General features: G+C 66.0%; 21 protein-coding genes. 13 read left to right on the top strand and 8 right to left on the bottom strand.

The window, feature by feature from the left end; translation table 11 throughout:
* Nucleotides 1-247 precede the first annotated feature (247 nt).
* The 6 genes from SNOV_RS01070 (at nt 248) to SNOV_RS01095 (ending at nt 6,001) form a co-directional block, all read left to right on the top strand.
* A complete protein-coding gene (locus SNOV_RS01070) occupies nt 248-892 on the top strand; it encodes a GntR family transcriptional regulator (RefSeq protein WP_013165054.1) in 645 nt (214 codons plus the stop codon).
* A 175-nt stretch (nt 893-1,067) separates the two neighbouring features.
* Complete coding sequence (locus SNOV_RS01075; protein ID WP_013165055.1) at nt 1,068-1,868, top strand: ABC transporter ATP-binding protein; 801 nt, start codon at nt 1,068-1,070, stop codon at nt 1,866-1,868.
* A 1-nt stretch (nt 1,869) separates the two neighbouring features.
* The gene (locus SNOV_RS01080) at nt 1,870-2,745 is read left to right on the top strand and encodes an ABC transporter permease (RefSeq protein WP_013165056.1); all 876 of its coding nucleotides are present in this window, start codon (nt 1,870-1,872) and stop codon (nt 2,743-2,745) included.
* A 108-nt stretch (nt 2,746-2,853) separates the two neighbouring features.
* A complete protein-coding gene (locus SNOV_RS01085) occupies nt 2,854-3,930 on the top strand; it encodes an ABC transporter substrate-binding protein (RefSeq protein ID WP_013165057.1) in 1,077 nt (358 codons plus the stop codon).
* 62 nt (nt 3,931-3,992) lie between these two features.
* Entirely contained in the window at nt 3,993-5,084 is a 1,092-nt protein-coding gene (locus SNOV_RS01090; protein ID WP_013165058.1) for an amidohydrolase family protein, read from the top strand.
* 2 nt (nt 5,085-5,086) lie between these two features.
* Complete coding sequence (locus tag SNOV_RS01095; RefSeq protein WP_013165059.1) at nt 5,087-6,001, top strand: polysaccharide deacetylase family protein; 915 nt, start codon at nt 5,087-5,089, stop codon at nt 5,999-6,001.
* Here SNOV_RS01095 and SNOV_RS01100 read toward each other — a convergent pair.
* From SNOV_RS01100 to SNOV_RS01135, 8 genes are all read right to left on the bottom strand, one after another.
* Nucleotides 5,966-6,637: a hypothetical protein gene (locus tag SNOV_RS01100; protein ID WP_013165060.1), complete on the bottom strand. Its 672-nt coding sequence runs from the start codon at nt 6,635-6,637 to the stop codon at nt 5,966-5,968. The two genes, SNOV_RS01095 and SNOV_RS01100, sit on opposite strands and share 36 nt — an antisense overlap.
* On the bottom strand, nt 6,634-7,479 hold the full coding sequence (locus tag SNOV_RS01105) for an ABC transporter permease (protein ID WP_187291089.1): 846 nt from the start codon (nt 7,477-7,479) through the stop codon (nt 6,634-6,636). Before SNOV_RS01105 ends, SNOV_RS01100 begins: the two co-directional genes overlap by 4 nt.
* A gap of 5 nt (nt 7,480-7,484) precedes the next feature.
* Nucleotides 7,485-8,282, bottom strand: a complete 798-nt coding sequence (locus tag SNOV_RS01110; RefSeq protein WP_013165062.1) for an ABC transporter permease — start codon at nt 8,280-8,282, stop codon at nt 7,485-7,487.
* Nucleotides 8,282-9,040: an ABC transporter ATP-binding protein gene (locus tag SNOV_RS01115; protein ID WP_244412831.1), complete on the bottom strand. Its 759-nt coding sequence runs from the start codon at nt 9,038-9,040 to the stop codon at nt 8,282-8,284. The genes SNOV_RS01110 and SNOV_RS01115 overlap by 1 nt, the downstream gene beginning before the upstream one ends.
* Nucleotides 9,041-9,108: 68 nt before the next feature.
* Nucleotides 9,109-10,137 carry an ABC transporter substrate-binding protein gene (locus SNOV_RS01120; RefSeq protein ID WP_013165064.1) on the bottom strand — a complete coding sequence of 343 codons (1,029 nt, stop codon included), beginning with the start codon at nt 10,135-10,137 and terminating at the stop codon, nt 9,109-9,111.
* A gap of 267 nt (nt 10,138-10,404) precedes the next feature.
* Nucleotides 10,405-11,163, bottom strand: coding sequence for an SDR family oxidoreductase (locus tag SNOV_RS01125; protein ID WP_013165065.1), 759 nt, complete (start codon nt 11,161-11,163; stop codon nt 10,405-10,407).
* A 59-nt stretch (nt 11,164-11,222) separates the two neighbouring features.
* Entirely contained in the window at nt 11,223-12,155 is a 933-nt protein-coding gene (gene kce / locus SNOV_RS01130) for a 3,5-dioxohexanoate:acetyl-CoA acetone transferase (RefSeq protein WP_013165066.1), read from the bottom strand.
* A gap of 80 nt (nt 12,156-12,235) precedes the next feature.
* Nucleotides 12,236-13,189 (bottom strand): cyclase family protein, encoded by a 954-nt coding sequence (locus SNOV_RS01135; RefSeq protein ID WP_013165067.1) that lies wholly within the window; start codon nt 13,187-13,189, stop codon nt 12,236-12,238.
* A 362-nt stretch (nt 13,190-13,551) separates the two neighbouring features.
* On the opposite strand from SNOV_RS01135, the gene SNOV_RS01140 reads away from it, so the two are divergent.
* From SNOV_RS01140 to SNOV_RS01170, 7 genes are all read left to right on the top strand, one after another.
* Complete coding sequence (locus tag SNOV_RS01140; RefSeq protein ID WP_013165068.1) at nt 13,552-14,385, top strand: alpha/beta fold hydrolase; 834 nt, start codon at nt 13,552-13,554, stop codon at nt 14,383-14,385.
* A 3-nt stretch (nt 14,386-14,388) separates the two neighbouring features.
* Nucleotides 14,389-15,282, top strand: a complete 894-nt coding sequence (locus SNOV_RS01145; RefSeq protein WP_013165069.1) for an NAD(P)-dependent oxidoreductase — start codon at nt 14,389-14,391, stop codon at nt 15,280-15,282.
* Between the two features lie 5 nt (nt 15,283-15,287).
* Complete coding sequence (locus tag SNOV_RS01150; RefSeq protein ID WP_013165070.1) at nt 15,288-15,725, top strand: GlcG/HbpS family heme-binding protein; 438 nt, start codon at nt 15,288-15,290, stop codon at nt 15,723-15,725.
* Between the two features lies 1 nt (nt 15,726).
* Nucleotides 15,727-16,449 (top strand): SDR family NAD(P)-dependent oxidoreductase, encoded by a 723-nt coding sequence (locus tag SNOV_RS01155; RefSeq protein ID WP_013165071.1) that lies wholly within the window; start codon nt 15,727-15,729, stop codon nt 16,447-16,449.
* A gap of 388 nt (nt 16,450-16,837) precedes the next feature.
* Complete coding sequence (locus SNOV_RS24340) at nt 16,838-17,170, top strand: VIT1/CCC1 transporter family protein (RefSeq protein ID WP_081440922.1); 333 nt, start codon at nt 16,838-16,840, stop codon at nt 17,168-17,170.
* A gap of 35 nt (nt 17,171-17,205) precedes the next feature.
* Nucleotides 17,206-17,931 carry an ABC transporter ATP-binding protein gene (locus tag SNOV_RS01165; protein ID WP_013165072.1) on the top strand — a complete coding sequence of 242 codons (726 nt, stop codon included), beginning with the start codon at nt 17,206-17,208 and terminating at the stop codon, nt 17,929-17,931.
* A complete protein-coding gene (locus tag SNOV_RS01170) occupies nt 17,928-20,291 on the top strand; it encodes an ABC transporter permease (RefSeq protein ID WP_013165073.1) in 2,364 nt (787 codons plus the stop codon). Before SNOV_RS01165 ends, SNOV_RS01170 begins: the two co-directional genes overlap by 4 nt.
* Nucleotide 20,292: the final 1 nt, after the last annotated feature.

Consider the following 20,292-nt stretch of genomic DNA (forward strand, 5'->3'; position numbering starts at 1 on the left):
GGTCGTCCTTCCCTCTCGGGCGTCCTCGGGCCGGAGTTCGCTCCGGCCCTTTTTTATGCGTACCTGAATATCGCTGAGATATCTCGTCTCTTACGAGCGGCATTCTGCATTCGAACCGAACGCCAAGGTTTTGTATGATTTTATTCGCTGAGGACGCGAATTTCCGTAGCTGCATTCCGGCGACGCTATTGACGTTATCAGTCGATCAATATAGATTGGTGATATCTCACGGGACGAGCGGTTTTCCATGAAGCTGGTTCGCAACAGGGTGTATGAGATGGTGCGGCGGGAGATCCTGTCCTGCGCCATCGTGCCCGGCGCGGAGCTGCGGGAGGCCGACCTCGCCGAGCGCTTCGGCGTCAGCAAGTCGCCGATCCGTGACGCCATGCAGAAGCTCGAACTCGAAGGCCTCGTCGAGATCGAGCCGCGGCGCGGCCACCGCGTGATGCCCGTCTCCATCAGCGACGCCGCCGACATGCTGGAGCTCAGGCTGATCCTCGAGACGGCGGGCGTGCGCAAGGTGGCGCTCGTCGCCACCGACGCCGAGCTCGCCGGGCTCGACAATTTCCGCGATGCCGACACCAGCTCGATCCCGGTCTTCACCGAATATAACCGCCGGTTCCACCATCACCTCGCCGCGCTCGCGCGTAACCGCCGCCTCGCGGAGGAGATGAGCCGGGTGATGGACCTCTATGAGCGGCTCTGCATGGTGAGCCTTTCCGCCGTGACCGCGCATGGCCGGAACGAGGGGCCGCTGCGCGAGCACAACGACATCATCGACGCCCTGCAGGCGCGCAACGGCAATGCCGCCGCGCGCATGCTGAAGCGCCACATAGGGCGCTCGCAGAGCCAGATCCTGCGAGCCCTCGAAAGCCGTCCGATCGTCGCCTGACGAACGGCCCGCCCAGGCGCAGCCGGCGCCATGCCGGCCGCGCGCACGACCCGCAAGGGCCGCCGCCGACCCGTCCGCGCATGCAGAAGACGGGCTGCGGCAAGGAAACGCCACATGTCGTCCCGACGCCTCGCCGGCGAAGGTCGCCGGCTGCGCGCGGACGCGGAGGAGCGAGATGAACGCCATAGCCAGCCAGCTGGTCGCCGCCTCGACCAGCCATATCGACCCCGACATCGTCATTTCCGCCCGCGACCTCGTCAAAGCCTTCAACAGCGAGGTGGTGGCGCTCGACCGCGCCAGCTTCGACATCAAGCGCGGCTCCTTCGTCTCGCTGGTCGGGCCGAGCGGCTGCGGCAAGTCCACGCTGCTGCGCCTCGTCGCCGGGCTGATCGGCAAGTCGGCGGGCGAATTGAGCGTGCTCGGCCACGGCGTCACCGGGCCGTCCCACGATGTCGGCATGATGTTCCAGCGCCCGACGCTGCTGGAATGGCGCACGGCGGTGGAGAACGTGCTGCTGCCGACCGAGGTGCAGGGCGCGACCACCGACGCCGACCGCCGCCGGGCGATCGAGCTGCTGCAACTCGTGGGGTTGAGGGATTTCGAGTTCAGCTTCCCGCGCCAGCTTTCGGGCGGTATGCAGCAGCGCGTGGCACTGGCCCGCCTGCTTCAGACCGGCGCCAACATCCTGCTGCTCGACGAGCCGTTCGGCGCGCTCGACGAATTCACCCGCGAGCGGCTGAACCTCGAATTGCTGCGCATCGTCGACGATGTCGAGGCGACCGTGCTGTTCGTCACCCACAACATCTCCGAGGCGATCTTCCTCGCCGACCAGGTGATGGTGATGACGCCGCGCCCCGGCCGCCTCGCGAAGATCGTCGACGTTTCCTTCGAGCGCCCGCGCGAGATCGCGCTGATGCAGACGCCGGAGTTCAACCGGCTGGTCGGCGAGGTCCGCTCCATCCTGGGAGGGCATTGAGATGAGCCTCGCCACCGACGGCAACCTGTCCATGACCGACGTCGCGCGCGAGCGCGGCGGTCTTGCCGGGCGCGTCATGCGCCATGTCGCGCTGTTCCTCGGCGTGATGCTGGTATGGGAGCTCGCCAGCTACTACCAGTTCGTCGATCCGCTCATCCTGCCGCGGCCGACCGCCATCGCCGCGGCGCTGGTGAACATGGTGCTCTATCAGGGCACGGTGTGGTTCCATCTCGGCGTCACGCTGTGGGAGGCGGTGGCGGGCTTCGTCATCGGCTCGGCGATCGGCATCGGCCTCGCCGTGGCGGCGGGGCTGAACGAGAGCTTCCGCCGCTACATCTCGCCCTACATCATTGCGCTGCAGGTGACGCCGCGCATCGCGCTGGCGCCGATCGTCATCGCCTGGCTCGGCTTCGGCATGATGCCGAAGATCGCCATCGGCGCGCTGATCTGCTTCTTCCCGCCCTTCATCAACACGCTGACGGGACTGCTCAACGTCGACGAGGACGCCAACGAGATGTTCCGCTCGCTGGGCGCCAGGAAGCGGCAGATCTTCTTCAGCCTGATGCTGCCCAACGCCATGCCGATCATTATGGCGGGGCTGAAGACGGCGATATCGCTCGCGCTGATCGGCGCCATCGTCGGCGAGTTCATCTCGGCGAGCGAGGGCATGGGCGTGCTTATGCAGCGCTACACCTTCGCGCTGAACATGGCCTCGTCCTTCGCGGTGCTCGTGATCCTCACCGCCATGGGCTACGTGCTCTTCCTGTTGATGGAGTGGGCCGACAACTGGCTGGTCTACTGGCGCCACGACGCGCGCATGACTGCCATCAGCCGCAAGAAGGCGAGAGCCTGGGGCGGCGTCACCGGCCGGCGCTAGGCGCGGCCGTCGCGCACAAGCCGGGCGACGGCGCGCCGCCGCCCGAACATCCGTTGAGACTGCACGAACGAAACAACGGCGCCACGGGCGCCGAGGGGAGGATGCGTCATGCTGACGGACAACATTGCTTTTTCGCGCCGGAACTGTCTCGGCCTGATGGCCGGCACCGCCGCCGGCCTCGCTCTCGGCCCGTTCGCCACGCGCGCGGCCAGGGCGCAGGGGCTGCGTGCGATCAATGTGATCATGCCGCTGCCGCGCTCGGCGAATTTCTATCCGCTGATCGCCGGCGAGGCGCTCGGCTATTTCGAGAAGGAGGGCGTCAAGGTCAACCTGCTGCCGTCCTCGACCACCGTGCCCTATGTCGCCTTCGTCCAGAACGGGCAGGCCGAGCTCGCCATGCTCGATGCACCGCAGACCTTCCAGTCGGTGCAGGCCGGCATTCCGATCAAGGTGGTCTATGAGGGCATGCAGCGGGCGCCGGAAGGCATCGCGGTGAGCGCCGACAGCCCGATCACCTCGGTCGAGCAGCTCAAGGGCACCACGGTCGGTCTCGTGTCGGACCGCGACCGCACCACGCTCGCCATCGCGCTCGACACCAAGGGCATCTCCATCGACGACGTGAAGACGGTGGTGGTGGGCGAGGCTGGCCCGACGCTCGCCAACGCCTTCCGCAAGCAGACGGTATCGGCCATCTCCGGGGCGGTGCCGGACTGGCTGTCGCTGCAGGCCAACGGCATGAAGATCCGGCTCATCACGCCGTCGGAAGTGGCGGATACGCCGGCCAATTCCTTCGTGGTGAATGCCGCGCGCATCGACGAGCTGCGCCAGCCGCTCATCGGGTTCTTCCGCGCCTGGTCGAAGGGCATGGTGGTCGGCAAGATCGACGTCGAGACGCTCGCCGTGATGTGCCGCAAGGCCGTGCCGGAAGAGTGGGAGAACCCGACCTTCGGGCGCGAATTCCTCGATGCCTCGATCCCGATGAACTACTCGGTCACGCCGAAGCTGGGCGATCTCCAGCCCGAGGTCTGGAAGCGCGTGCAGGCGCCGATGGTGAAGCTCGGCGAACTCCAGAAGGAGATCGACCCCGCGACCTTCCTCGACCGCAGCCTGATCGATCCCGCGAACGACTTCTCGCGCGAGCAGGTCGCCGCCGACGTCGCCGCCTGGAAGGCGAAGAGCATGTGAGCGCGGCTGCGCCAGCCGTCCCGGCGGCCGCCGCCGGGACGCCCTCCTCGAAAGGATTTTTCATGGACCACAGCATCATCGACACGCGGACCCTCGGCGGCAGTGTGAACCGCTACGGGCCGACCTCCGCGCGCGCGCCCGCCGCCACGCCCGCCCGCCTCGACACGGTGACGGTGGACATCCACGCCCATATCGCGGTGCCGGAGGCGCACGCCTATGTCGCCCCGCATCTCGATGTCGGGCAGATCGCGATGGTCAAATATTCCAGCGACGAGACGCGGATGGTGAACCAGCGCCAGGACCAGGACCGCGCCTCGACCATGGTGGACATGGACGACCGGCTGAAGGTGCTGGACAAGCTCGGCATCGACATCCAGGTCGTCGCCCCGCCGCCGTTCCAGTGCTACTACACCGTCGATGCCGAGCACGGCGTGAAGGCGAACCGGATGGTGAATGACGGCATCGCCGCCTTCGTCGCCCGGCGGCCGGACCGCTTCGCCGGCCTCGGCACGCTCGCCATGCAGGACCCGGCGAGCGCGCCGGCCGAGCTTGAGCGCTGCGTGCGCGTGCTCGGGCTCAAGGGCGTCGAGCTGCTCACCAATGTGAACGGGCGTGAGCTTTCCTCGCCGGAATATGAGCCGGTCTTCGCCAAGGCGGAGGAGCTTGGCGCGCTGCTCATGATCCATCCGAACGGCTTCACTGGCGGCGAGCGCTTCACGCGCTTCTATTTCAGCAACGTCATCGGCAATCCGCTGGAGACGACGGTGGCGCTGCACTACCTGATCTTCGACGGCGTGCTGGAACGCCATCCCAAGCTGAAGCTCCTCGCCGTGCATGGCGGCGGCTTCCTGCCGGCCTATTCCGGCCGCATCGACCATGCCTGGGGGGCGCGCAAGGATTCCAATGGCGGACTGCCCAAGCCGCCGACGGAGTATTTGCGGCGGGTCTATTTCGACAGCGTCGTGTTCACGCCGCACCAGCTCGAATATCTCGTGAACACCTATGGCGCCGACCACATCGTCATGGGGACGGACTATCCCTATGACATGGCCGATTACGACCCGGTGCAGCATGTGCTGAGCGTCGAGAGCTTCGACGACGAGACCCGCGCCAAGGTCGCCGGCGGCACCGCCGCAGCGCTGCTGGGGCTGTGAGCATGGGGCTGCTCAGCGAACGCGCGCCTTATCTCGCCTTCCCGGACAGGCCGCGCCTGCATCTGCCGGGCGAGGCCCGCGTCGCGGTGTGGGTCATCGTCAATGTCGAGGAATGGTCCATCGCGCGGGCCATGCCGCGCACCGTTCTGCCACCGCCCATGGGCCAGCCGCTGATGCCGGACCTGCCCAATTGGGCCTGGCACGAATACGGCATGCGGGTCGGCTTCTGGCGACTGCTCAAGGCGATCGAGCAGCGCGGCCTGCGCGCCACCTTCGCGGTGAACGGGCATGTGTGCCGTTCCTATGAGCGCGTCGCACGGGCGGCGCGCGATGCCGGCTGGGAGTTCATGGGGCATGGCTATGTGCAGCAGCCGATGCATAATACCGAGGACCAGCGGGCGGCGATCTTCGACACGGTGGCGGCCATACGCGACTTCACCGGTCGGCCGCCGCCGGGCTGGGAGAGCCCCGGCCTCACCGAGAATAACGAGACGCTCGACCTGCTGAAGGAGGCGGGCATCGGCTATGTCGCCAACTGGGTGATCGACGATCTCCCGCTGGAGTTGGACACGCCGCATGGCCCGATCCTGTCGGTGCCCTATTCGGTGGAGACCAACGACATCGTGGTGCATGCCGTGCAGCATCAGCCGTCCGACGCCTTCAACCGGCGCTGCGTCGACCAGTTCGACCGGCTGTGGGAGGAGGGCGGCGACAACGCCAAGGTGATGGCAATCAGCACGCATCCCTACCTGACCGGCGTGCCGCATCGCATCGGCTATTTCGAGCAGCTGCTCGACTATGTCTGCTCGCGCGACCAGGTGGCGCTGATGACCGGCGAGGAGATCGCCGGATGGTATCGCGGCGAGCAGGCCCGGCTCGGCTCAGAACGGCGGGAGGCGAGGGCCGCCCGGGGCTGAGGGCAGACGTTCATCCTGCCAGAAGGCGCGGCCCTGTTCACCCAGCAGGGCCGCGAAGGTGTCGGGCTCGACAAGCTCGCCGGCTGTCAGGACCGTGACGCCGATGCCGACGGCGGCGAGGCCTTCGCGCCGGCGGCGCTCGGCGGCCGGCAGCAAGGGGGAGGGCGCGAACAGCACTGCCTCGGCCCGCCCGCCCAGCCAGAACAACATGTCGACCATCACGCTTTCGCCGTCCGGCAGGGGCGGCAGTGCCCGCGGGAGCGGAAGCGGCGCGGAATAGAGCACGTCCTCCGGCGCGAACAGGCCCGCCACGGGCGCGAGATGTTCCACGATCGCGGTGCGATGGGCGGCGATGACCTGCCGCAGATGCTCGAAATAGCCGTCGATGAACAGGGTCGCGGGACGATTCCAAGTGCCGGACAGGCGCTTGAGATGATCCGCGAGGCGGATGTCGGTCGCGACCGTCTCCTGGCCGATGGCCGGAGGCGGCAGCTCGAAGGCCTCGTCATTGAGGCGCAGCACCTTCCCCGGATGCAGCAGCACCCGGGGAAAGCGGTCCAGCGACGTCGGTCCCGTCGGCATCTTGTCGATGCCGTAGGGCACCGGCCATGGAGCCGGGCCGGCCAGCGCGATCACCGCCGGCTCTCGGGATGCCAGACCAGGATGCGGCGGCGGACGATCTCGAGGCTTTTCACCACCACGAAGCCGAGGATGATGATCTGCACGATGCCGGCGAACACGCCGACGGAATCGGCGAAGCGCCCGGCCATGATCATCGCGCCGCCGACGCCGCGCCCTCCCATCAGCATCTCGGTGACGATGGTGGTGATCATGCCCACCGGCAGCGCCACCTGCAGGCCGGTGATGATCTGCGGCATCGCCATCGGCAGATAGACCTCCCACAGGAGATCACGCTCCTTCGCCCCGAAGGAGCGGGCCGACCAGATCGGCCATTTGTCGAGGCTCGAACAGCCGGCATAGGTCGCCGCCACGATGGGGAAGAAGCAGGAGAACGCCACCATGATGATCTTCGAGGTGTCGTATATGTCGAACCACAGGATGAAGATCGGCAGGAAGGCGATCTTCGGCATCGGGAAGCCGATCGACACCAGCGGATCGAAGAACCAGCGCACCAGTGCCGAGCGCGCCATCAGTATGCCGAGCGGGATGCCGATCACGGCGCCGATGGCGAAGCCGGCGAGCGCGCGGTAGAGGGTGAGGCCGAGATCGACCAGCACCGTGCCGGCGATGAGGTCCTCCCAGATCCGCCCCAGCACCACGCTGAGCGGCGGCAGCAGGAAGGGGTTGAGGGCACCGAAGCGCGCGCCGAATTCCCACAGGCCGGCGAGCGCCGCTACTACCGCCACCTGCACGCCGATGTCGACCATGCGCGGCGACAGGGTACGGGGCGCGGGCGGCACCGGCGCCTTCTGCGTCGGTGATGTGGGGGCGCGCGCGAGCGGCTGGGCTCCAGCCATGTTCATCATGCCTCCCTCCAACGCAGCATGTGCCGGGCAAGCATCGCGTAGATGCGGTCGGCGGCGAAGCCGATGCCGGCGACGAAGAAGATCGCGGCGAACATGGCGGGGTACTGTCCGCCATCGCCGAGCGAACTGATCATGAAGCCGACGCCGTCCGTCGCGATGACGAATTCCGAGCTCACCATCAGGATGAAGGAGAAGGCGAGGGCGGTGCGGCAGCCGTTGAGGATGTCGGGCATGGCAGCGGGCAGCACGACTTCGTGCAGCACGTCGAGACGCGAGGCGCCGAGGCTGGAAGCCGACCAGAGCAGGAACGGGTTCACCCCGCGCGCGCCATTATAGGTGCCGACCACCACCGGCAGCAGGCAGCCAAGGAAGATCAGCAGGATCTTCGAGGAATCTCCGAGCCCGAGCCAGATCATCACCACCGGGATGAGCGCCGATTTCGGCATCGGGTAGAAGATCTGCACGATGGGATTGACCAGCAGCCGCGCGGCGCGGAACTGCGCCATCATCAGCCCGACCACCACGCCGACCACGACCGCCGCGCCGAGCCCGGCGGCCGCGCGGCTCACCGAGCGGGCGGTGTTGTAGAGAAGGTCGCCGTTGACCAGCATGTCGACGAAGGCGGCGAAGATTTCCATCAGGCCCGGCAGCATCTGCTGCGAGACGATGCCGCTGAGGCCGAGGAACTCCCAGAAGACCGCCAGCACCAGCACCGGCGAGAAGCGGACCGCCAAGTCGACGGCCGCATAGGCGAGCCCGGCCGGGCGGCGCCGGCCGGCGAGGATGTCGCTCATCAATGCGCTCCCCGTGTCGCCGCCACCGCCTGTTCGCGCACCAGCCGCCAGATATGTTCGCTCAGGCCGATGAAGTCGCGGTTCTCCAGTATCTCCTCGCCGCGATCCTTCGGCAGATCGACATTTATGACGTGCTGGATGCGTCCGGGGCGGGCGCTCATGATCGAGATGCGGTCGGCGAGGAAGACCGCTTCCTGTACGTCATGGGTGACGAAGACCACGGTCTTGCGGCTGTCGCGCCAGATGGCGCGCAGTTCCTCCTGCATGACGCGGCGAGTCTGCGCGTCGAGGGCGCCGAAGGGCTCGTCCATCAGCAGGATGCCGGGATCGACCGCCAGCGTCCGCGCGATGGCCGCACGCTGCTGCATGCCGCCGGAGAGCTGCGAGGGATAGGCGTCCTCGAAGCCCGTGAGATGCACCATGTCGATGTAACGCTGGGCGCGCCGCTCGCGCTCGGCGCCGGCGACGCCCGCCTTCTTCAGTCCGTAGAGGACGTTGTCCTTCACCGTCTTCCACGGAAACAGCGCGAAGTTCTGGAACACGATGCTCCGGTCGGGCCCCGGTGCAACCACCGTGCCGGACGAGGTCGAGATCGTGCCTGCCTGCACCGGAATGAAGCCGCCGATCAGATAGAGCAGGGTGCTCTTGCCGCAGCCGGAGGGGCCGAGCAGGCAATGGAACTCGCCGTCGCCGATGTCGAGATCGATGCCGTCGAGCGCCAGCATGCCGCCGGTACGCGCGCCATAGGTGTGGGACACATCCCTTATCGAAATGCCCCTGGCAGTGTGGGCGTGCTGGCGTGAAGCGGCCGCATGAGTGGTCACGCTCATTGGCTGGCCTCGATCCGCTTCTGGGCTTCCTTGACGAAGCTCAGATCGACATGGTCCGGCTCGACCTTGATGCCGGCAGGCGCGAGACCGAGATCGACGGCGATGTCGATGCTCTCCTGTATGGACTTCACGTTCGGCACCATGAAGGGATCGCGGAAATAGTCCTCCCTGGTGAAGAGGTGGCTCAGCGTCTCCGGCGGCTGCTGCATGAAGTTGGCGATGATCTTCACCGCCTCGGCGCGGTTCTTCGGATCGGTGAACCAGCGCACGGCGCGCACATGGTCCTCGAAGAAGTCCAATACCGCCTGGCGGTTCGCTTCGAGGAACTTGCCGTTCGCCGCCAGGAAGACGAGCTGGGACGGACCCATGGCGTCCTCGGAGGTGAACAGCACCTTGTACTTGCCGGTGGCGAGCAACTGCTTCGACATGGGCTGCAGCACGGTGCCGAGGTCGATCTTGTGCTCGTCCAGCATGGCCGGGATGTTCGGGAAGGCGACCTCGACCATGGTGTAGTCGCGCTTGTCGCGCATGCCGTTCTTGCGGAACATGGCGCGTATGGCGGTGTCCGAGGCCGAGCCGATGGCGTTGGTGCCCACCCGCTTGCCCTTCATGTCCGTCACCTTCGAGATGCCGGAGTCCGAACGGACCAGGAAGGTCTCGCTGTGATAGTCGTCGACGCCGTCCTGGATGATGTCGGCCACGACCTTCACGTCGAGCCGGGCATTGGTGACGGCCAGCGCGAGGACCAGCGGCCCGAAGGCGGCCATGTCGATCTCGCCCGCCGCCATGGCGGTGATCTGGGGGGAGGAGCCACGGAAGCGGATCGGCTCCACCGTGTAGCTCTTGCCGTAGTGCTTCAGGATGTCCGGCTTGCTGTAGAGCACCGGGATGAGATGCCCCGGCATGGTGGACCAGCCGATGCGGATCTTCACCGGGTCGGCGTGAGCGGCCGGCATTGCGCCGGGGACCGCGATGAGGGCCGCCAAAGCGGCCGCGAGCGCCAGCGCGCCGCGTCGTGTTGCCATGGTCGTCTTCTCCCGTTGCGCCGGCCTTTGGCCGATCGCTTATTGTTCTGGGCTGTATCGCAGGACGACCCACGAACCTCGCGCGGGAATCGGAGAGCGTCCCGGTCGGCTTGGCGTTTCCACCGCTGGCTTTCAGTGCCGCGGCGTCTGCTTATTTATCGGTAGATAATCACGCGGATTTTCGATCAAGTCAACGATGCAAGATGATTTGCTCTGCGTTCGCAAGTCGAATTCGCCGGAATTCGTACCCGTCGAGGCGGCGGGCGATCAGCGCCCGCCGGCGACGGGGATGACGGCCCCGGTGACATAGGCGCTGGCGGGAGAGGCGAGCCACATCACTACGTCGGCGACTTCCTCGGCCGTGCCGGGACGCCGCATCGGAATGGAAGGGGCGAGACGCTCCAGCCGGTCCGGCGCGCCGGCCACCGCATGCAGATTGGTGGCGATGAGGCCGGGCGCGACGGCGTTGACGCGGATGCCTTCCGCCGCCACCTCGCGGGCAAGGCCGATGGTGAGGCTGTCGACCGCGCCCTTGCTGGCGGCGTAGTGCACCCATTCGCCGGCACCGCCGAGACCGGCGGCGCGCGAGGAGATGTTGACGATGATGCCGCCGCGTCCGCCATGGCGGGTCGACATGCGCCGGACCGCCTCGCGGCAGCACAGGAAGCTGCCGACCACGTTCACCGCCATGACTTCTGTGAGCGCGCTCGCGCTGATCGCCTCGACCCGGCCGAGCGGGCCGACGCCTCCGGCATTGTTGACGAGCACGTCCGGCGGGCCGAAGCGGGCATCGACCTGCTCGAACAGGGCGAGCACGTCTTCCTCGCGCGCGACATCGGCCTTGATGGTCAGGGCTTCGCCGCCGGCCGCGGCGATGTCGCGCGCGACTTGCTCCGCGCCGGCCGCATCGCCCTTGTAGCTGAACGCCACCCGGAAGCCGGCGCCCCCGGCCGCTCGCGCGATGGCGGCGCCGATGCCCTTGGAGCCGCCGGTTACGATCATCGTGCGCTGAGTGGACGTCGACATGGTGTTCTCCTCGAAGCGATGGGGACAGCAGCAGGCAATTCAACGCGTGCAGCAGAGGCTCAGAAGTCCACCCTGTCGGCGCCCTTGAGCTGAAGGATCTCGCGCGCCTCGTCGGGCGAGGCGAGTTCGAGGCCCATGCCTTCGAGGATCTGCCGCGCCTTGCGCACCTGCGCGCCGCTCGACGGGGCGAGTTCGCCCGGCCCGATCCAGAGCGAATCCTCCAGTCCGACCCGGACATTGGCGCCCATCGAGGCCGCCATGGCGGCGACGCGCAGTTGCGACGCGCCTGCGCCCAGCACCGACCAGCGGTACTGGTCGCCGAACAGCCGGTCGGCGGTGCGCTTCATGTGGATGATGTCCTCGGGGTGGGTGCCGATGCCGCCGAGGATGCCGAACACCGACTGCACGAAGAGCGGCGGCTTGACGAGGCCGCGGTCGAGGAAGTGCTTGAGATTGTAGAGATGGGCGATGTCGTAGCACTCAAACTCGAAGCGCGTGCCGTTGTCGTAGCAGGTCTCGAGTATGTACTCGATGTCCTTGAAGGAATTGCGGAAGACGAGGTCGCGCGTGGCTTCGAGATGCTGGCGCTCCCAGTCGAACTTGAACTCCTTGTAGCGGTCGAGCAGGTGATAGAGGCCGAAATTGATCGAGCCCATGTTCAACGAGGCCACCTCCGGCTTGAACCGCGCCGCCGGCAGCACCCGCTCCTCGACCTTCATGTAGGGGCTGCCGCCGGTGGTGATGTTGATGGCGGCATTGGTCTGCTGCCGGATCTGCGGCAGGAACCGGCCGAAGGCCTCGGGCGTCTGGTCCGGCCGGCCGTTCTCCGGATTGCGGGCGTGCAGGTGCAGGATCGCCGCGCCGGCCTCGGCGGCGCCGATGGCGTCGGCGATGATCTCGTCCGGCGTGATCGGCAGATGCGGCGACATGGAAGGCGTGTGGATCGCGCCGGTGCAGGCGCAGGTGATGATGACCTTGCGGGCAGCAGCCATGGTCGGCTCCGATGATGTGAGCGGCGAGGGGACGGCGGCTCTCTGTCCGCCGCCCTGCGATGTCGGCCGGTGCCGCGGCGCTACTTGATCGCCTGCGGATTGATCGGCGAGCCGGTGCCTCCGGTGATGATCAGCGGCGGGCCGCAGAAGAAGAATTCGTAGACGCCGTCCCTGGCGCAGTCCTCGGCGAGTTCCTTCACATAGAAGATCTCGCCCATGCACAGGCCCATCGCCGGGATCACGACCCAGTGCCAGGGCTGGTTGGCCTCGGTCGTCTCGTTCGGCCGCACCTCGACGCCCCAGGTGTCGGAGCAGATGGCGGCGACCTCCTTCTCGGCGCACCAGTAGCAGTTCTCGAACTTCACGCCCGGCGCGTCGCCGCCGGCATAGCCGCCCCATTGCCCTTCCGCGAGGCAGCGCTCCATCTGGCCGGTGCGGATGATGACGAAGTCGGCCTTGCGGATCTCCACGCCCTGCTTCTTCGCGCAGGCATCGAGCTCGTCGTTCGAGATGCTCTCGCCATCCTGCAGCCAGTCGACGCCGCGGAAGCGGGCGATGTCGAGCAGCACGCCGCGCCCGTTCATCTTCGACTTGGAGTGCTCGATGCCCAGCACGTTGAGGCCGCGCGAGTTGATGAGGCGCGGGTCGTGGCCGTTATAGGCCTTGTCGTCGTAGAAGATGTGGCCGAGCGCGTCCCAGTGGGTGGCGCCCTGCACGCAGAGGTTCAGCGTGTCGTCGGCATAGCGGATCTTGTTCCAGTCCTGCTGGCCGGCCACCGCATCGGTGCCTGTGGCGAGCATCTGGTGGATCGGGTTGAAGCGCCCGCCGAACAATCCGTTCTGCGGTCCCTCGCGGTCGAGCGGGATGCCGAGCGCGAACACCTTGCCCTGCCGGATCAGCTTGGCGGCCTCGACGACATGTTCCGGGGTGACGTGGTTGAGCGTGCCGCTGTGGTCGTCCTTCCCCCAGCGCCCCCAATTGGAGAGCTTGCGGGAGGCTTCCTCGATCGCGGCGAGGCCGACGTTGATTTCCATGGGGTTTCCTCACTTCTTACGGAGTTTTCGCACCCCACCCGATGCTTGGCGTCGGCAGGCGGGGCGGCGGCGTGGCACGGTCTTCGTCGGTGGCGTCCGTAGTGCCGGATGGGCCTTTTCAACCGTGCAGATTTTGTTTATCGTTCGATAAATATCAGATCGGGCCGATGCTCTTGTCAATCGTCCGGCGCGAAGGAGGAGGAGTTTTTCTGCCTGCCGGGCGATGTCGCTGCCGACGATCAGCAATCATGATCGGCGGGATCAGAACTTATGTTTTCGCTGCCCGCGCGCTGCCCCGCTAGCGTCGCGACGGCCGGAGGCGGCAAACGCCCCGGAAAGAAAGATTCAAGGAGGAGGCGCCTATGACGGTCACACCGAAGCTGGACGTTACGGACATCGTCGTCTCGCGCGACGCGGAGCTCGCCGTGCGCGTGGACGGTGCCGATCATCTGCCCTGGATCGTGCTGTCGAACTCGCTCGCCGCCGATCTGACGATGTGGGACGACCAGATTCCCTTCCTGACCCGCAGCTATCGCGTGCTCCGCTACGACACGCGCGGGCACGGCCGCAGCAGCGCGCCGAACGGGCCTTACAGCTTCGACATGCTGGTGGCCGACTTCATCGCCGTCATGGACCGCTTCGACGTGAGGCAGGCGGATGTGCTCGGCCTTTCCATGGGCGGCATGACCGCGCTCGGCGTCGGCCTCGCCTATCCCGAGCGCGTGAACCGGCTCATTTGCGCGGATGCCCGCGCGGACGCGCCGCCGCCCTTCGTGGCCGGCTGGGACCAGCGCATCGCCGCCGTCGCCGCGGGCGGCATGGGGGCGGTGCTGGCCGGCACGATGGAGCGCTGGTTCACGGCGCAGACGCGACAGGAGCGGCCTGAGATCGTCGACCGCGCGGCGCGCATGGTACTGGACACCTCGCCCGTCGGCTATGCCGGCTGCGCCGAGGCCCTGAAGGGGCTCGACTATCTGCGCCACCTGCCGCGCCTCGAGCCCGAGACGCTCTACATTGTCGGCGCCGAGGACGGGGGCGCGCCTCCCGACGCGATGCGCGCCATGGCGGCAGCGACGCCGGGGGCGCAGTTCGAAATCCTCCCGCGCGTCGCGCACATCTCGAACATGGAGGACGTCGCCGGCTTCAATGCGCGGGTGGCGGAGTTTCTCGACATTTCCAGACAGGCGGCGGAGTAGCGCGTGACAAGTGAGACGAAAAGGACCGTCGGCATCGTCGGTCTCGGCATCATGGGCTCGGCCTATGCCAGGAACCTGCTGGAGCGCGGCTACGAGGTGGTCGGCACCGACGTGGCCGAGGCGGCGATGGCGGAACTGGCCGGGCAGGGCGGGCGGCGCGTCGGCTCCGCCCGAGCGGTCGCCGAGGCCGCCGACATCGTGCTGCTGGCGTTGCCATCGGTGAAGGCACTGGAAGCGGTCACCGCGGAGATCGCCGGTGCCGTGCGCCCCGGCGCGGTGGTGTGCGAGATGGGCACGCTGCCCATCGACGCCAAGGAGGCGTGTCGGCGTGCGCTGGAGGCCAGGGGCGCACAACTGCTCGACTGCCCGGTGAGCGGCACCGGTGCGCAGGCGGCGAAGCGCGACCTCTCCATCTATGCCAGCGGCGACGAGGCGGCGTTCCGCAAGGTGGAGGCGGCGTTCGCCGACTTCGCCCGCGACGTGCGCTATTGCGGCGGCTTCGGCACCGGCATGAAGCTGAAATACATCGCCAACCTCTTGGTGACGATCCACAACCTCTCCACCGCCGAGGCGCTGCTGCTTGCCGAGCGCGCCGGGCTCGACCTCAACCTCGTCTATGACGCCATACGTCCGGGCGCGGGCGGTTCGCGCATGTTCGATGTGCGCGCCCCCATGATGATCGAGGAGCGCTATGAGCCGGCGACGATGAAGATGGATATCTACATCAAGGATCTGCAGCTCATCATGGATTTCGCCCGCGAGATGCGCGCGCCGACGCCGCTGATGGCGGCAAGCCTGCCTTTCTACTTCGCCGCTTTGGCGCAGGGGCGGGGCAAGGAGGACACCGCCTCGCTCTTCGCGGTGCTCAAGGGCATGACCGGACCGGCGGAGGACTGACGGACATGAGCGCGGTTTCCCTCGATCAGGCCGATATCGCCGCCCGCGTGGCGCTGGAGACCGCGCGCGCCCGCAGCGCCCAGCCTCTAACCGTGGTCGTCCTGGACGCTGGCGGGCATGTCGTCGTAGCCCGGCGCGAGGACGGCAGCGGCATCGCCCGCTTCGAGATCGCCTTCGGCAAGGCCTGGGGAGCGCTCGGCATGGGCATCTCGACGCGCGGCCTCGCCGCGCGGGCGGCGAAGATGGGCACCTTCTTCAACGCGCTCGCCGCCGTGACCGATGGCCGGATGGTGCCGGTGCCGGGCGGCGTGCTCATCCGCGACGGCGCGAACCGCATCATCGGCGCGGTGGGTATCAGCGGCGACACGTCAGATGTCGACGAGGCCTGCGCGGTCGCCGGCGTCGAGGCGGCGGGGCTCGTCGCTGATATCGAGGAACGCTGACATGACGAGGCTCGACGGCAAGACCGCGGTGGTGACGGGCGCCGGCCGCGGCATCGGCCGGGCGACGGCGCTCGCGCTGGCTCAGGCCGGCGCCCATGTCGTCGCGGTCGCCCGTACCCAGGCCGATCTCGACCAGCTCGCCCGCGAAGGCGAGGGACGGATCGAACCTCTCGCAGCCGATGTGCGCGATGAGGACTTCCTCGCGCGGATCGAGGCGATGGGCGACCTCGACATTCTCGTCAACAATGCCGGCGGCAACCGGCCGAAGATGATGGTGGATGTCGACGACGAGACGCTTGACTGGATGATCGACCTCAACATCCGCTCGGTCTACCGCGTCGCCCGCGCCGCCGCCCGGGCGATGGGCGAGGGCGGCGTCATCGTCAACATGTCCTCGCAGATGGGCCATGTCGGCTCGCCCAGGCGCACGGTCTACTGCATGACCAAGCATGCGGTGGAGGGGCTGACCAAGGCGATGGCGGTGGAACTGGCGCCGCGCGGCATCCGTGTCGTCTCGATCGCACCGACCTTTGTGGTGACGCCGATGACGCAGGGCATGTTCGAGGACGCCGAGTTCAAGCGCTTCGTCTACGACATGGTGCCGATGAACGACCTGCCGGTGCCCGAGGACATCGCGCAGTCGATCCTCTTCCTCGTCTCCCCCGGCGCCCGCTTCATCACCGGCGACAGCCTCAGGGTCGACGGCGGCTGGACCGCAAGATAGCGCGATGCGCTGCGGCGCTGCGGCGCTGCGATGGAAGCGACGGGCGGGGAATTTTCTGTGGATTTAGGAGCTCGGAACGACGGCGCAAACCGCCGTCGTGGCGCTCAAGGATCATTGCGACCGGCACCGCTGGTCCGCCGTTCGCCTCTGTACCGAAAATGGCGCGGCAGCGTTGATGAAACTGAGAACTACGTTTCCGCTGGAGCGCTATGATTCCGCGTCCGACACAGGCCCTCGATTTCCGACACCACGACGGAGTTGGAGGCGGCACTACGAATTCAATGTCGAATCGGGCGACGGAATTTGGATGGGAATGGATGGAGAAACGTGAAGTGACCGGTCGGAGCTTGCCCGCGATATTTACTAAGATACCAACCGACTCTCTCTTGTGGACCCAAAGCCAACGTTGATCTGCCCCCCGAGAACTGGACCGTTTGAAGCTGGAGCGGCGATATCGTCATTCCTGGCCTTTTCGGTCGGCGCGGTTTTACCGCTTCTGCCGTTCCTGTTCAGCGCCGGCCCTCAAGGCATCGCTATCGCCGCGGCCATCGCCGGCGTCGCGCTGTTCATCATCGGCGCGGTGTTGAGTTTGTTTTCCGATCGGAACGCTTTCATCGGCGGCGGACGCATGCTGTTGATCGGAGCTGTGGCCGCCGGCCGCCATAGACGGCATCGGCGCGTTGTTCAACATGGCTGTTTCCTGACGCCACCAAATTGGTAGCTTGTCCGTGATGGGATGCCGCAAGAGCGTTGCCGATGTCCGACGTCAGTCCCCCGCCCGCACCGGTTTTTCACGCCCGTGGCCTTTCCAAGACCTACGTGATGGGCGACGTCGAGGTCCACGCGCTGCGCAGCGTGGACCTCGATATTTTCGAGCGGGAGTTCGTGGTGCTGCTGGGGCCATCCGGATCCGGCAAATCGACCCTTCTCAACATTCTTGGCGGCCTTGACGCACCGACCTCGGGAGAGGCGAACTGGCGCGATCACAATCTCGTCGGCGCCGATGACGCAGAGCTCACCCGGTACCGGCGCGAACATGTTGGGTTCGTGTTCCAGTTCTACAACCTCATTCCAAGCTTGACCGTCCTTGAGAACGTCGCGCTGGTAACAGAGATCGCCAGCCACCCTCTGAATGCACGCGATGCCCTTGCGCTGGTCGGTCTAGAGCATCGGCTCGATCACTTTCCGTCCCAGTTGTCGGGTGGCGAGCAGCAACGCGTCGCCGTCGCGCGCGCGATCGTCAAATCGCCTGACGTGCTGTTGTGCGACGAGCCAACCGGCGCGCTCGACTACGAGACCGGCAAAGTGGTGCTTGCCGCCATCGTCCGCGCAAACCAGCAGCTCGGCACCACGACCGTCATCATCACCCACAATGCTGCCATCTCGGGGATGGCTGACCGGGTGCTGCGCCTCGGCGGCGGCCGCATTGTCGGCGAAGAGAGGAATCCGCGCCGGCTGTCGCCTGATGAGGTGCACTGGTGAGTCTGCTCGACCGCAAACTGTTGCGCGACATCTCGACTATGCGGGGTCAGGTCGTCACCATTTCCCTGGTGATTGCCGCCGGCATCGCTGTCTTCGTCGCCTCGATTTCGACGTACGATTCGCTGCTTTCAGCGCGCGATCGCTTCTACCTGAATGCCCGGTTTCCGCAAGTTTTCGTGACCCTTAAGCGTGCCCCGCTATCGCTGCTGTCGCAGATCAACGAAATTGCCGGTATCGTCACGGCCGAACCGCGTATCGTGCGGGAGCTCATAGTCGACAGTCCTGCGTCCGTACTGCCGATCTCGGCTCGCATGGTTTCTATACAAAATGGCGGCGATGAAAGCCTCGTTCGCCTGCACATGCGTCGCGGAACAGCGCCGCTGCCAGGCGACGCAAAGAGCGTCGCTATAAATGAAGCATACGCCGATGCCAGCGGTATCGTGCCCGGCGACGATATACGGATCCTGCTCAATGGTCGTGTGCAGACGTTTCGCATATCCGGGACCGCCCTCTCGGCCGAATACGTCTACTCGGTCAAGCCTGGCCTACCGATTCCTGACGACCGGCTGTACGCCACCATTTGGGTGGATCGTAGCGCCGTGGAGGCCGCCTTCGACTTGAAGGGCGCGTTCAATGATCTGGTTGTTTTCGTGGCACCCGGCACCGACCCGCAGGCCGTGATCGCCGAGCTTGACAGGCTGCTTGAACCCTACGGTTCGGTCGGCGCGATCGAGCGCCGCGACCAACCATCGAACAGGTTTCTAGACGACGAGTTGAACCAGCAACGGGTGATGTCGATTACGATCCCCTTCATATTCTTTGGCGTCGCCGCCTTCCTCCTCAATGTCGTTCTCGGCCGGCTGGTCGCCGCGCAGCGCGAGCAAATCGCGGCCTTGAAAGCCTTGGGCTTTTCCGCTGTTCCGATCGGAATGCATTACATCAAACTTGTCGCCGTGATCGTTTTGATCGGCTCGCTGCTCGGCATTGCCTGCAGCGTCGCCTTCGGCGAAGCGATGATCGCAGCTTATCGGGGATTTTTCCGGCTTCCCGTCTTCACATTTGAGCTCACACCGTGGTCGCTGGTTGCCGGCACAGCGGTCAGCTTTGCCATGGCCTCGCTGGGCGTACTTTCGGCGGTACGCAATGTCCTGGTGCTGCCGCCGGCCGTGGCGATGCGGCCAGTGGCACCGCTGCGCTTTCGCCGGTTGCGCCTCGAAGGACTCATGACGGCTTTCGGCTATACGCCGCAGCGTATGATGATCGTCCGCAATTTAGCGGGACGCCCGGTGCGGACCGCTTTGACCGTGATCGGCATTGCCTTCGCCGTACCGATGGTGGTCCTCGGTTTGTTCTGGCGCGATGCCATCGACCACATGATCGATGTTCAATTCAACCTAGTGGAGCGCGGCAACGTGGCGGTCACATTTCCGCATCCGTTTGATCGCGGCATCATCTACGATTTGGCGCGACAGCCCGGCGTGCTCGCCGCTGAAGGCCAGCGCATCGTTCCCGTTCGCTTACGCGCCAGCCAACGCAGCTATCTAACGTCCGTCATCGGACTACCCACCGGCAGCGAACTGCGACGGCCGCATGATGCTTCACTACGGCCAATCGATGTATCGGCCGAGGGAATCACGCTCACTCGCCGCCTCGCTGAGCGTCTGGACGTCGACTTGGGTCAGGTGGTGACAATCGAGGTCATGGAAGGTCGGCGACTCAGGCGCGACCTGCCGGTCGGCGCGATTGTCGATGAGCTCATCGGAATGGCATCGTACATGCAGATGGATGCCATCAATCAGCTGACCGGAGAAGGCGACGTCGTCTCAGCCGCTGCGCTGTTCGTTGATCCGGCCGCCCTATCCGACCTATTGAGACGCTTCAAGGACCTTCCGGTCATCGAGTCGGTCGCGGTGAAATCTTACACGCTAAGTTCATTTATGGCCAAGATCGCAGGGCTTGTTTTCGTCAGCGCCGGAATCCTGACCGCCTTCGGCATCATCATCGCAGTTGGGGTCGTCTACAACAGCGCGCGCATCGGGCTACAGGAACGCGCATGGGAACTTGCCAGCCTGCGAGTTCTCGGCTTTAGCGGCGCTGAAGTTTCGCGCATCCTATTCAGTGAGTTCGCTTTCGAGATCGCATTGGGCGTGCCCCTCGGCCTACTGACCTCGCGAGCCATAATCAGCTTGATCGCGCAATTTCATTCCAACGAGAGTTTTCAAATTCCGGGTGTGATCGGACCTCGGACATACGCTGCTGCAGGGCTGGTTGTTGTGCTTGCTGCATTGGCAAGCGCATATGTCGTAAGACGGCAGATCGATCGACTTGACCTTGTCGCCGCGCTCAAGACGCGAGATTGAC

It is taken from the genome of Ancylobacter novellus DSM 506, from assembly GCF_000092925.1.
GTDB classification, from domain to species: domain Bacteria; phylum Pseudomonadota; class Alphaproteobacteria; order Rhizobiales; family Xanthobacteraceae; genus Ancylobacter; species Ancylobacter novellus.

Coding starts and splice junctions, on each gene's coding strand:
- SNOV_RS01095 (WP_013165059.1), top strand. CDS start 5,087: ATGGGGCTGCTCAGCGAACGCGCGCCTTATCTCGCCTTCCCGGACAGG.
- SNOV_RS01105 (WP_187291089.1), bottom strand. CDS start 7,479: ATGGCTGGAGCCCAGCCGCTCGCGCGCGCCCCCACATCACCGACGCAG.
- SNOV_RS01090 (WP_013165058.1), top strand. CDS start 3,993: ATGGACCACAGCATCATCGACACGCGGACCCTCGGCGGCAGTGTGAAC.
- SNOV_RS01140 (WP_013165068.1), top strand. CDS start 13,552: ATGACGGTCACACCGAAGCTGGACGTTACGGACATCGTCGTCTCGCGC.
- SNOV_RS01165 (WP_013165072.1), top strand. CDS start 17,206: ATGTCCGACGTCAGTCCCCCGCCCGCACCGGTTTTTCACGCCCGTGGC.
- SNOV_RS01150 (WP_013165070.1), top strand. CDS start 15,288: ATGAGCGCGGTTTCCCTCGATCAGGCCGATATCGCCGCCCGCGTGGCG.
- SNOV_RS01135 (WP_013165067.1), bottom strand. CDS start 13,189: ATGGAAATCAACGTCGGCCTCGCCGCGATCGAGGAAGCCTCCCGCAAG.
- kce (WP_013165066.1), bottom strand. CDS start 12,155: ATGGCTGCTGCCCGCAAGGTCATCATCACCTGCGCCTGCACCGGCGCG.
- SNOV_RS01125 (WP_013165065.1), bottom strand. CDS start 11,163: ATGTCGACGTCCACTCAGCGCACGATGATCGTAACCGGCGGCTCCAAG.
- SNOV_RS01080 (WP_013165056.1), top strand. CDS start 1,870: ATGAGCCTCGCCACCGACGGCAACCTGTCCATGACCGACGTCGCGCGC.
- SNOV_RS01155 (WP_013165071.1), top strand. CDS start 15,727: ATGACGAGGCTCGACGGCAAGACCGCGGTGGTGACGGGCGCCGGCCGC.
- SNOV_RS01110 (WP_013165062.1), bottom strand. CDS start 8,282: ATGAGCGACATCCTCGCCGGCCGGCGCCGCCCGGCCGGGCTCGCCTAT.
- SNOV_RS01085 (WP_013165057.1), top strand. CDS start 2,854: ATGCTGACGGACAACATTGCTTTTTCGCGCCGGAACTGTCTCGGCCTG.
- SNOV_RS01075 (WP_013165055.1), top strand. CDS start 1,068: ATGAACGCCATAGCCAGCCAGCTGGTCGCCGCCTCGACCAGCCATATC.
- SNOV_RS01070 (WP_013165054.1), top strand. CDS start 248: ATGAAGCTGGTTCGCAACAGGGTGTATGAGATGGTGCGGCGGGAGATC.
- SNOV_RS01120 (WP_013165064.1), bottom strand. CDS start 10,137: ATGGCAACACGACGCGGCGCGCTGGCGCTCGCGGCCGCTTTGGCGGCC.